Annotated in this window: 10 protein-coding genes; all 10 read right to left on the bottom strand. The window is 56.7% G+C overall.

Annotated elements, in window-relative coordinates:
• Positions 1-12: 12 nt before the first annotated feature.
• The 10 genes from metK to ACED87_RS05440 all read right to left on the bottom strand — a co-directional run bounded on the left by metK (position 13) and on the right by ACED87_RS05440 (position 11,444).
• Entirely contained in the window at positions 13-1,218 is a 1,206-nt protein-coding gene (gene metK, locus ACED87_RS05485; RefSeq protein ID WP_449082939.1) for a methionine adenosyltransferase, read from the bottom strand.
• Between the two features lie 32 nt (positions 1,219-1,250).
• Complete coding sequence (gene coaBC, locus ACED87_RS05480) at positions 1,251-2,522, bottom strand: bifunctional phosphopantothenoylcysteine decarboxylase/phosphopantothenate--cysteine ligase CoaBC (RefSeq protein ID WP_449082937.1); 1,272 nt, start codon at positions 2,520-2,522, stop codon at positions 1,251-1,253.
• 13 nt (positions 2,523-2,535) lie between these two features.
• Positions 2,536-2,922, bottom strand: coding sequence for a DNA-directed RNA polymerase subunit omega (gene rpoZ / locus ACED87_RS05475; protein WP_449082935.1), 387 nt, complete (start codon positions 2,920-2,922; stop codon positions 2,536-2,538).
• Positions 2,923-3,077: 155 nt separating this feature from the next.
• Positions 3,078-3,653 (bottom strand): guanylate kinase, encoded by a 576-nt coding sequence (gmk, locus tag ACED87_RS05470; protein ID WP_449082933.1) that lies wholly within the window; start codon positions 3,651-3,653, stop codon positions 3,078-3,080.
• A 7-nt stretch (positions 3,654-3,660) separates the two neighbouring features.
• Complete coding sequence (gene mihF / locus ACED87_RS05465; protein WP_449082932.1) at positions 3,661-3,975, bottom strand: integration host factor, actinobacterial type; 315 nt, start codon at positions 3,973-3,975, stop codon at positions 3,661-3,663.
• Between the two features lie 238 nt (positions 3,976-4,213).
• A complete protein-coding gene (pyrF, locus tag ACED87_RS05460) occupies positions 4,214-5,056 on the bottom strand; it encodes an orotidine-5'-phosphate decarboxylase (RefSeq protein WP_449082930.1) in 843 nt (280 codons plus the stop codon).
• Positions 5,056-8,361, bottom strand: a complete 3,306-nt coding sequence (carB, locus tag ACED87_RS05455) for a carbamoyl-phosphate synthase large subunit (RefSeq protein WP_449082929.1) — start codon at positions 8,359-8,361, stop codon at positions 5,056-5,058. The genes pyrF and carB overlap by 1 nt, the downstream gene beginning before the upstream one ends.
• Before the next feature lie 12 nt (positions 8,362-8,373).
• Positions 8,374-9,537 (bottom strand): glutamine-hydrolyzing carbamoyl-phosphate synthase small subunit, encoded by a 1,164-nt coding sequence (gene carA, locus ACED87_RS05450; RefSeq protein WP_449089667.1) that lies wholly within the window; start codon positions 9,535-9,537, stop codon positions 8,374-8,376.
• A 52-nt stretch (positions 9,538-9,589) separates the two neighbouring features.
• Positions 9,590-10,120, bottom strand: coding sequence for a PH-like domain-containing protein (locus tag ACED87_RS05445; protein ID WP_449082925.1), 531 nt, complete (start codon positions 10,118-10,120; stop codon positions 9,590-9,592).
• A 19-nt stretch (positions 10,121-10,139) separates the two neighbouring features.
• On the bottom strand, positions 10,140-11,444 hold the full coding sequence (locus ACED87_RS05440) for a dihydroorotase (protein ID WP_449082923.1): 1,305 nt from the start codon (positions 11,442-11,444) through the stop codon (positions 10,140-10,142).
• Between the last annotated feature and the right edge of the window lie 17 nt (positions 11,445-11,461).

Below are 11,461 nucleotides of genomic sequence, written 5' to 3'. Positions count from 1 at the left end.
AGACATTTTAGCTTAGAGGCCTACAGCCGCCTTGAGCTCGTTGACACGGTTGGTGCGTTCCCAGGTGAATTCGCGGTCCTCACGGCCGAAGTGGCCGTTAGCTGCGGTCTTAGCGTAGATAGGACGGCGCAGTTCTAGATCACGGATGATAGCTAGGGGGCGCAGGTCAAAGACCTGGCGGATAGCCTGCTCAATCTTGAAGATTTCAACCTTTTCGGTGCCAAAGGTTTCAACGTAGATACCCACAGGGGCAGCCTGACCAATGGCGTAGGCGACCTGAACCTCGGCGCGGTCGGCCAGGCCGGCAGCAACGATGTTCTTAGCAACCCAGCGCATAGCGTAGGCGGCAGAACGGTCTACCTTGGAAGGGTCCTTACCTGAGAAGGCACCGCCGCCGTGGCGGGCCATGCCGCCGTAAGTATCCACAATAATCTTGCGGCCAGTCAGACCGGCATCACCCACGGGGCCGCCCTGCACGAAGCGTCCAGCAGGGTTAATGATGAAGGTGGCCTCAGATGAGTCAAAATCAAAGCTGGCAAGGACAGGCTCAATAACGTGCTGCTGAATATCAGCAGCCAACTGGTCAAGGTCGTAGTCTGCGGTGTGCTGGGTTGAGACCACAACGGTGTCAATCATCACGGGCTTGAAGTTCTCGTCGTAACCCAGGGTTACCTGAGTCTTACCATCGGGGCGCAGGTTGGGCAGGGTGCCGTCCTTACGTACCTTGGTGAGCTGCTCGGAAAGACGGTGAGCCACGTAGATGGGGGCGGGCATGAGCACTTCGGTCTCGTTGGTGGCGTAACCGAACATGATGCCCTGATCGCCTGCACCTTGAAGGTCCAGATCATCGGCGGCAGTGCCCTGGCGGGCTTCAAGGGAGTTGTAGACACCCGAGTTGATATCCGGTGACTGCTCACCAATCGATACAGAGACCCCGCAGAATTCGCCGTCAAAACCGTGTGTTGAGGAGTTGTAGCCAATATCGAGGATGGTTTTGCGCACGATGTGGGGAATATCGACATAACCGTTGGTGGTCACTTCACCGGCCACATGAACCTGGCCGGTGGTGACCATGGTTTCAACCGCTACGTTAGAGAGCGGGTCAACGGTCAAGAGGGCATCCAGAATTGAGTCAGAAATCTGGTCACAGATTTTGTCAGGGTGACCTTCGGTGACGGACTCACTGGTGAATAAACGGAGGTGGTTATTTTCAGTCACGGTTTTACTGTACTTCTCTCGGCCCGGCGGGGCTACTTTTGTGAATGTTTGTTGAGTTCTTGCGCTATATGACGAAGCATTGCGCGGGAGACATGGAGTTTGCTACCTTCTAGGGTTACCTCTTGGTCGCTCTTGGCTGACAGTAACGTAATAGCGTTGTTATCTGCCCCAAAGCCCTGGGTAGTGCTCACAGTATTTACAGCCAGGTAGTCACAGCCCTTACGTACCAGCTTGGCCCGGCCGTAATCCAGCGGGCTGGTGGTAGCATCGCCAGTCTCAGCGGCAAACCCGACAATCGTGTGGGGTGAGTGCTGTGGGTTCTCCTGGCGATAAAGCACCGCTTCTTTTAACACATCGGGGTTACGGACCAGACGTATCACCGGGTCCTGGCCGGGGTCGTCCGTCTTTTTAATCTTAGAGTCAATGTACTGTGCAGGCCTAAAGTCAGCTACCGCTGCGGTCATCACGAGGACGTCGGTGGTCGCTAGGTGCTCAACAACAGCTTCGCGCAGTTGCAGGGCACTTGAAACCCGTGTGACCTGATCAAGGTTCTCAGGGATATCCACTTCTACATGGGCGGCAATGAGGTGAACTTGGGCGCCCAGTTCGCTGGCGGCAGTCGCTAAGGCTATACCCTGCTTGCCGGAGGAACGGTTGCCCAAGAAGCGTACCGGGTCAAGGGCTTCACGGGTGCCACCGGCTGTAATAAGTAGCCGCTGCCCCGCCAGAGGCAGATCATCGGTTTCTACCGGGGGGTTCTCCCCTGCCTCCTTCTGCTTCCAGCCTAAAAGCGCAAGGGCCTGGGCGTAGATATCTTCAGGCTCAGGTAGACGCCCCACACCAGAATCGGGGCCGGTCAGACGCCCCACGGCAGGTTCAATCACCTGATAGCCATAGGACTTCAAAGTAGCCACGTTAGCCTGAGTGGCCGGGTGCTCCCACATCTGTGTGTGCATGGCAGGGGCCAGAATAACCGGGGCGTAGGTGGTCAGTACGGTGGCGGTGAGTAGGTCGTTAGCCCGACCAGCCGCTAACCGGGCCATAAGATCTGCCGTTGCCGGGGCAATAATCACAGCGTCAGCCTCTTCAGCCTGCCGCACGTGGTTGACCTCGGGAACCCTCTCAAAAACGTCCACCGATACTGAGTTTCCACTCAGAGCTTCTAGAGTTGGCTGGCCCACAAATTTGAGGGCAGCCTCGGTCGGCACGGCAATAACCTCGTGCCCAGCTTTACCAAAAAGACGAAGGAGCATTGCCGCCTTATAGGCCGCAATGCCCCCTCCAATGCCTATAACAACTCGCATGAGCTACTGCAGATTAGGCCTGATCTGCGTCTTCAGCGTCGACGTATTCAACGAAAGGCTCTTCCATGTAGAAATCGCCACCAGCAAGGAAAGCGCTGGGCTCTTCTTCATGAAGCAGGGTGCCATTTTCATCGAACTGGCCATCAGCAATATGGCGGGCCTCAATCAGGCCCTCGTTAATTTCACGCATAGCCACAGAGAGCGACTTCTCGTTGGGCTCAGAATCTACCAGAGGGCCTACGTAATCGTACAGGTTCTCGTGAAGCTGTGAGTAGTAGGCGTTAATCTGGCGAGCACGGCGAGCACCAAAAATCACCAGACCGTACTTCGACTCAGCTTTTTGGATCAGAGCGTCTGCGCTGGGATTGATGATACCTTCATCGTTGTGTGCGTTTGCCACGTAAGACTCCATCTTGACTGTGCTTGCTCACCACCGGTTATACCGGTGGCATAAAACTCTACCTATACTATCGGTCAACCGTTTTTTTGTCACGCAAAAGGGCGGCGGTGCAGGGGTGATATTCCCCTACACCGCCGCCCTAGTAGATAGGTTTTCTACTTGCCCTGGGCGCCCATGAGCCGCACAATTTCTTCTGCCGCTTCTGCCACAGTCTCATTAATGACAGTGTGATCGAACTCAGGCTCAGCAGCTAGCTCAATTTTGGCTGTCTCGAGGCGGGCCTCTTGCTCCTGGGGGGACTCGGTACCGCGGCCAATCAGCCGGGAAACCAGTTCATCCCAGCTAGGAGGAGCTAAGAAAATCAGTTGAGCCTCGGGCATGGCGTTACGTACCTGGCGGGCCCCCTGCAAGTCGATTTCAAGCAAAACATGTTTGCCAGCTTTAAGCTGCTCTTCAACTATGGACCGCATGGTGCCGTACTTATAGGAGTTATGTACGGTAGCCCATTCCAGCAGCTGGCGGTTCTCTACCATTGACTCAAAAAGTTCTTCAGAGACAAAGTGGTAATGCACACCGTCTTCTTCACCGGGGCGAGGGTCACGGGTCGTAGCTGATACAGAGAACCACACCTGGGGGTAGTGCTCCCGAATATAAGCAGAAACGGTTCCCTTACCCACAGCAGTGGGGCCAGCGAGCACGGTCAATTTAGGTGCAGAGGTCTGTTCAGCCATAGTCTACCTATCGGTCAAGAAGATTGATGAGTGCCTTACGCTGGTGGATACCAAGACCACGCAGACGGCGGGACGCAGCAATATTCAAATCGTTCAAAATGTTCTCAGTACGAACCTCTCCCACGCCCGGCAGGGAAGTGAGCAGGTCAGTTACCTTTAGTCTAGCGACTGCCTCATCAGTTTCGGCACGCTTGAGAACTTCTGCGATAGTAATCTGCTTGTTCTTAACTGCGTCCTTAATTTCAGCGCGGGTAATGCGGGCCTTTTTGGCCTTTTCGCGGGCGGCGATGCGCTGTTCTTCGGTGAGGGGCTGAAGAGGCATAGTATGTTGTCCTTCTGTGCGAGATGCCAATGAGGCAAAGAGCGGGGTTTGTTGGAATAAATAAGCAACCGAGCAGCTTTGCTCAGTCTTGGGGGTATTGCTTATTTATTTGCGACCCAACAATTACAAAATACCATGTCAGAGATGGTTAGGGAAGATAGTTACCCGTGAGTAACCTTATTTAAAGAAAAATGGTGGGAATTTGAAATAAATTCCCACCATTCTTCCGATAAAGACTCTATCGAGCCTTCAAAAGCTCATCACGAGCAGCTTCAGCAGCCTGACGCAGCCCCTGAGCTGACGGCCCAGCAGACAAGACGCCACGGCTTGAGTTCACCAGCACCTGTTTCTCAATACCAGCAAAGACAGTATAGAGATCACCAGCAGTAGCCCCTTGAGCACCAAAACCTGGAGCCAGAATAGGGCCATTGAAAGCGGAGAGGTCAATCTCGAGCTTCTGTAAGGCATCAGCTACGGTAGCACCCACGACCAGGCCGCAGGGGCCCATAGCCTCCCACTGACGCTGGCTGTTCTCAGCGTGAGCTGCTGCAATAATGGTTGCAGCCACAGATGAAGTGCCACCAACATGCTGCACAGTCCGCCCCTCAGGGTTCGAGGTAAGTGCCAGCACGAAAGTACCCCGCTGATTGCGGTCCGCCACCTCAAGAGCCGGACGCAAGGACTCAAACCCCAAGTAAGGGCTCAAAGTCACCGAGTCAGTGGCCAAGGGCGAGTTCTCCCCCAGCCAAGCGTCCGCATAAGCAGCCATCGTGGAGCCAATATCACCGCGCTTAGCATCGGCAACTACCAGCACACCGGCCTCCGCAGCATCACGCTGCAACTGCTCCAGGGCAGCTAAACCAGCCGAGCCATGACGCTCAAAAAGCGCCACTTGGGGCTTGAGGGCAGCAACCACCGGGCCGCAAGCCTCAAGCACAGTAGAAGCGAAGGCGCCTAGGGATGCCGCAGCGTCGGGCAGACCCCAAGCCTCCAGCAAAGCAGGGTGGGGGTCAATGCCCACGCAGAGGGGGCCCTTCTCCCCCATGGCCTGAGCCAGGCGATCACCAAAACCGCCTGACATTAGGATTCACGGCCTTCCAGAGCAGCCTCAATAGAAGCGCCGTGTTCCTGCAAGCTCATAACATCCCAGCTGTACTCACGCAGAGCGTTAATACCCTGAACTGCTGCACCAAACTCAGAGACAGTGGTCATCACCGGGCAACCAACGGAGGTTGCCGCAGCGCGAATCTCGTAACCATCGCCGCGAGCCTGACCGCCAGAGGGGGTGTTGAAAATCAGGTCGATATCGCCATCGCGCACCATATCAACGATGGAACGCTCTCCTTCCTGAGTTTCAGCAATCTTAGGAACAACCAGCGACTCAACACCATTGCGACGCAGAACATCGGCAGTGCCGCCGGTAGAGACAATCTCAAAGCCCAGCTGCTGCAACATCTTCACATAGATGATGGAGTTACGCTTATCGCGGTTAGCAACGGACACAAAGACCTTACCCTCGGTAGGTAGCTTGGAACCAGCAGAAGCCTCAGCCTTAGCAAAAGCAGTGTCGAAATGACGGTCCAAGCCCATGACCTCACCGGTCGAACGCATCTCAGGGCCAAGCAGGGAATCAACCACAACACCCTCGGGGGTGCGGAAGCGACTAAAGGGCAGTACAGCTTCCTTGACCGCAATAGCGGTTTCAACAGGAAGTGAAGCACCATCCATGGTGGCAGGCAGGTAGCCCTCAGCCTTGAGATCAGCAATGGTCTTACCCGTACCAATCAGAGCAGCAGCCTTCGCCATCTGCACACCGGTTGCCTTGGAGACGAAAGGCACGGTACGAGAAGCACGCGGGTTAGCTTCAATCACGTAGAGAATCTCAGAAGCGACAGCGAACTGAATGTTAATCAGACCGCGCACGCCCACACCAGCGGCAATCTTGTAGGTTGCCTCCTTGACCTGCTCGATGACGTCCGGACCCAGGGTAATGGGGGGCAGGGTGCAAGCAGAGTCACCTGAGTGAATACCTGCCTCTTCGATGTGCTCCATGACGCCGCCCAAGTAGAGCTCTTGGCCATCGTAGAGGGCATCAACGTCAATTTCAACGGCGTCCTCAAGGAACTTATCAATCAAAGCAGGCTGAGAGGAAGAAACCTCAGTAGCGTTCTCCAAGTAGCGCGCTAGCTGAGCCTCAGAGTAGACAATCTCCATGCCGCGTCCGCCCAGAACGTAGGAGGGGCGCACCAGTACGGGGTAGCCAATCTCATCCGCAATCTTCTTGGCGTTCTCGAAAGTGTAGGCGGTGCCGTTCTTGGGGGAAATCAGACCTGCTTCTTCCAGCACACGAGAGAACTCGCCGCGGTCTTCAGCCAGGTCAATGGCCTCAGGTGAGGTACCCAGAATGGGGATGCCAGCAGCCTTGAGCTCCTGAGCCAGCTTAAGGGGGGTCTGGCCGCCTAACTGAACGAAGACGCCCAGCAGACCACCGGTACGACGCTCAGCCTCAACGATTTCAAGGACGTCCTCTAGAGTCAGGGGCTCAAAGTAGAGACGGGTAGAAATATCGTAGTCAGTTGATACGGTCTCAGGGTTGCAGTTGACCATAACAGTCTCATAGCCAGCCTCACGCAACACCATAGAAGCGTGCACACAGGAGTAATCGAACTCAATGCCCTGACCGATACGGTTGGGCCCAGAGCCCAGAATCATGATGGAAGGCTTCTCGTGGTGAGCAACCTCGTCCTCCTGATCGTAGGAGGAGTAGTGGTAAGGGGTGAAAGCCTCAAACTCGGCAGCACAGGTATCAACAGTCTTGAAGACAGGGCGGATGTTCAGGGCGTGGCGGATGCCGCGAACCACGGCCTCGCTCATACCCAGAATCTCACCAATCTGAGCGTCAGAGAAACCGTGACGCTTGGCCAGGCGCATAGTGCGCTCATCGAGGGACTTGGCAGAGGCGATTTCTGCGGCAACCTCGTTCAAGAGCACCAGCTGGTCCAGGAACCAGGGGTCGATAGCGGTTGCCTCGTACATCTGCTCAACGGTAGCACCAGCTAGCAGGGCACGCTGAACCTGGAAGATACGGTCAGTAGTGGCAACCTTGGTCTGCTCAATCAGAGTAGCCAGCTCATCTGAACCCAGCTCGGGGTTATCAAAGCGGAAGGTTGAGCCCTTCTGCTCCATGGAGCGCATAGCCTTCTGCAGGGCCTCGGTGAAGTTACGGCCCAGGGCCATAGCCTCGCCCACTGACTTCATGGTGGTCGTCAGGGTGGGGTCTGCGGCCGGGAACTTCTCGAAAGCAAAACGGGGAACCTTGACCACAACGTAGTCGAGGGTGGGTTCGAAGGAGGCCGGGGTCTTCTGGGTGATATCGTTGGGGATTTCATCCAGGGTGTAGCCCAAGGAAAGCTTGGTAGCGATCTTAGCGATCGGGAAGCCGGTTGCCTTTGATGCCAGTGCTGAGGAGCGGGAGACACGGGGGTTCATCTCGATGACGATGATGCGCCCGGTTGCAGGGTCGATAGCGAACTGGATGTTACAGCCACCAGTATCAACACCAACCTCACGAATCACATTGATAGCGATATCGCGGAGCTTCTGATACTCACGGTCGGTCAGAGTCAGCGCGGGGGCTACGGTGATGGAGTCACCGGTGTGTACGCCCACCGGGTCAAAGTTTTCGATGGAGCAGATAACAACTACGTTGTCATTCTTATCTCGCATCATTTCCAGTTCGTACTCTTTCCAGCCCAAGATGGACTCTTCGAGCAGAACTTCGCTGGTGGGGCTGTACTGGATGCCAGCACCGGCGATACGGTGCAGGTCTTCCTCGTTGTAGGCCATACCTGAGCCCAGGCCACCCATGGTGAAGGAGGGGCGGACGACCATGGGGTAGCCCAGTTCTTCGGCAGCTTTGAGGGCTTCGTCCATGGTGTGAACAATGACAGAGCGGGCTGACTCGCCGCCTGCACGTTCTACTACGCCCTTGAAGGCCTCACGGTCCTCACCCAGGTTGATAGCTTCAATGTTGGCGCCAATAAGCTCGACACCGTACTTTGCGAGAATGCCCTGCTCATCCAAGGAGATTGCCGCGTTCAGTGCGGTCTGGCCACCAAGGGTAGGCAGGATAGCGTCAGGCTTTTCCTTGGCAATAATCTTTTCGATGACCTCAGGGGTGATCGGTTCGATGTAGGTGGCGTCGGCGAACTCGGGGTCGGTCATGATGGTGGCCGGGTTGGAGTTGACCAGAATGACGCGTACCCCTTCTTCTTTGAGTACGCGCAGGGCCTGGGTGCCCGAGTAGTCGAATTCGGCGGCCTGACCGATAACAATCGGGCCAGAACCGATGACGAGAATTGAGTTGAGATCGTTACGCTTCGGCATGGTTCGGTGTCCTTAGTTCTTCTTCTCAAGCATGAGGTCGATAAAGCGGTCAAAGAGGTAGGCTGCATCGTGCGGCCCTGCTGCTGCTTCGGGGTGGTACTGCACTGAGAAAGCAGGAATGTCTAGGCAACGCAGGCCTTCAACAACCTGGTCGTTCAGGCCCACGTGGGAAACCTCAACGCGACCAAATTCAGCATTGGGTGCGGTGACGGCCCCCTCCAGGGGTGCATCAACGGCAAAACCGTGGTTCTGGGCGGTGATTTCTACCTTGCCAGTAGTGCGGTCCATGACCGGCTGGTTGATGCCTCGGTGGCCGAAGGGCAGCTTGTAGGTGCCAAAGCCCAGGGCGCGGCCTAGCATCTGGTTACCAAAGCAAATCCCGAAGAAGGGGGTGCCTTGGCGCAGGATGCTCTGGAGTAGTTCTACCTGCTCATCAGCAGTGGCGGGATCACCAGGGCCGTTAGAGAAGAAGACGCCGTCGGGGTTCTTGGCGGTGATATCTTTAAGGGTTGCGGTTGCAGGCAGCACGTGCACGCGCACACCACGCTCGGCAAAACGCTTGGGGGTCATGGCCTTGATGCCCAGGTCGATTGCTACCAGAGTAGCTTTGACGTCTCCGTCCCAACCCTGGTCGGCAGGCTCTACGATGTAGGCCTCATCGATGGAGACAGTGTCAGCTAGCTTCTGGCCCTTCATTTCGGTGGCGGCCTGTACTTCGGCAACCAGCTCGGTGAGGGGGCGTTCGGCGTCCGCACCGGTGAAGATACCGGCGCGCATGGAACCGGCGCTGCGCAGGTGGCGGGTGAGGGCGCGGGTGTCAATACCCTGGATACCCACGATGCCCTGGGCTACGAGCTCTTCGTCTAGGGAACGCTCTGAACGCCAGTTTGAGGGGCGGCGGGCTGCGTCACGCACGGCGTAACCTGCAACCCAAATTTTGCGGGATTCGGCATCTTCATCATTGACACCGGTGTTACCGATGTGGGGTGCGGTCTGAACCACAATCTGCCCTGTGTAGGAGGGGTCAGTCAGGGTTTCCTGGTAGCCGGTCATACCGGTTGAGAAGACCGCCTCGCCGAGGGTCTTGCCGGTAGCGCCGTAGCTTTCGCCACGGTAGAAAGTACCGTCTTCAAGGACGAGTACTGCTGCACTTGGGGTGGGTGCTTGGTGGGACATTCACACACTTCCTGTTGATTGGTGTAGTCACCTGCCTCTGACAGGTGGAAACTTAGGGGCGGGTTAGGGTGCCGTCATCAGCGGTAGCCTGAGGTGCAATAGCTGCCACAGCATCAAGAATTGATGTTTTATCGGCTGCATACCGGGTGCGGAAACCTGTATCAACGGGGTTACCATTCAGTGACCAGGAGAGCACGACCAGGCCGTCCTTCTCTACAAATTTACCGTTCATTCCAGCTTCCGTGCGTACCCCGATAATATCCCCGGCAGGGATCCAGATATCTTGGGAGCCATTGCGCATGATAATCACTGCATCTTCGTAGACGAAGAAAGTACCGGTTGATTTCACGCCCAGGGTGTTGGTGGCGATACGGTCAAGCCAGTCCCCCATGACGGTGGTGGCCACGTAGGTGCCGGGTACCGCTAGCAGGGATTCGGTTTCCTCATACCGTTGAGGCACATCAATCAGGGTGCCTGTGTGTGCTTGACGCTGCTTCCGGCTCTTCCAGCCGTACCACATGGCCCAGAAAATGAGGGCAGCGATAAGGGCCAGAACGAGGGTGGGAATGAGCTTGTCAGACACAGGCACTCCTAGCAGTTATTTAGCGGACGGGGGTGTTGAGCTTGCCATCGAGTACGGTGGGGTGGCCGCCGTAGAAGGTGGCAATAATCGCGCCGGGCACTTCCAAGCCCCGGAAGGGATTGTTCTTGCCCTTGGTGGCCTGGTCGGCAGGTTCAATCACGCGGGTAGCGGCAGGGTCCACCAGTACCAGGTGGGCAGGTTCCCCCGCTTCGAGCGGACGCCCTTGGTCAGCTGCAAGGCCGATTTCGGCAGGCTTGGTGCTCATGATGCGGGCAACGTCAGGCCAGGTGATGTAGCCGGTGTCAACTAGGGTCTTCTGGATAATGGAAAGAGCCTGTTCCAGGCCGGTCATACCATTAGCAGCGCAGGCCCATTCGCAGTCCTTGGACTCAGCCGGGTGGGGCGCATGGTCGGTGCCGATCACGTCGATGATGCCGTCGGCTACAGCCTGGCGTAGGGCCATAACGTCTTCTTCGGTACGCAGGGGCGGGTTCACCTTATACACCGGGTCGTAGGTGCGCACCAGTTCATCAGTGAGCAGCAGGTGGTGGGGGGTCACCTCAGCGGTCACCTTAATGCCGCGTTCCTTAGCCCAGCGCACAATCTCAACCGAGCCCTTGGTGGAGAGATGGCAGATGTGCAGGCGGGAACCAACGTGTTCAGCCAGCAGCACATCGCGGGCAATGATGGACTCTTCAGCCACAGCAGGCCAACCAGCCATACCGAGCTCAGCGGATACCTGCCCTTCGTTCATCTGGGCGCCTTCCGTCAGGCGGGGCTCCTGGGCGTGCTGGGCAATCACGCCGTCAAAGGTTTTGACGTATTCCAGGGCGCGACGCATCAGGGCAGGATCCCACACGCAGACACCATCATCTGAGAAGACGCGTACCTGGGCACGGGATTCAGCCATAGCACCAATATCGGAGAGACGCTCCCCTGCTAGCCCAACGGTCACAGCACCAATAGGCTGTACCTTGGCCCAGCCGGAGTTCTTACCCAGCTCGTAGACCTGCTCCACAACACCAGCGGTATCAGCCACAGGGTTTGAGTTAGCCATAGCGAAGACGGCGGTGTAGCCGCCCAGGGCTGCTGCGCGAGTACCGGTTTCAACGGTTTCGGCGTCTTCCTGGCCAGGTTCGCGCAGGTGAGTGTGAAGGTCAACGAAGCCAGGCAGGGCAATGAGCCCTTCTGCCTCGATGACCTGGGCGGTAGCGTCCTCAAGGTTCTGGCCGACCTCGGCGATGAGGCCGTCTTTGACGAGGATATCGGCGGTTTTCTCACCTAAGAGTGAGGCGCCTTTAATGAGGTAAACAGATTCAGTCATTGTTTCTCTTTCGTGCA

This window comes from Rothia sp. 32237D007AR (assembly GCF_053544675.1).
This window is presented reverse-complemented; position numbering and strand designations above follow the sequence as displayed.

Coding starts and splice junctions, on each gene's coding strand:
- mihF (WP_449082932.1), bottom strand. CDS start 3,975: ATGCCTCTTCAGCCCCTCACCGAAGAACAGCGCATCGCCGCCCGCGAA.
- gmk (WP_449082933.1), bottom strand. CDS start 3,653: ATGGCTGAACAGACCTCTGCACCTAAATTGACCGTGCTCGCTGGCCCC.
- pyrF (WP_449082930.1), bottom strand. CDS start 5,056: ATGTCAGGCGGTTTTGGTGATCGCCTGGCTCAGGCCATGGGGGAGAAG.
- ACED87_RS05440 (WP_449082923.1), bottom strand. CDS start 11,444: ATGACTGAATCTGTTTACCTCATTAAAGGCGCCTCACTCTTAGGTGAG.
- coaBC (WP_449082937.1), bottom strand. CDS start 2,522: ATGCGAGTTGTTATAGGCATTGGAGGGGGCATTGCGGCCTATAAGGCG.
- carA (WP_449089667.1), bottom strand. CDS start 9,537: ATGTCCCACCAAGCACCCACCCCAAGTGCAGCAGTACTCGTCCTTGAA.
- carB (WP_449082929.1), bottom strand. CDS start 8,361: ATGCCGAAGCGTAACGATCTCAACTCAATTCTCGTCATCGGTTCTGGC.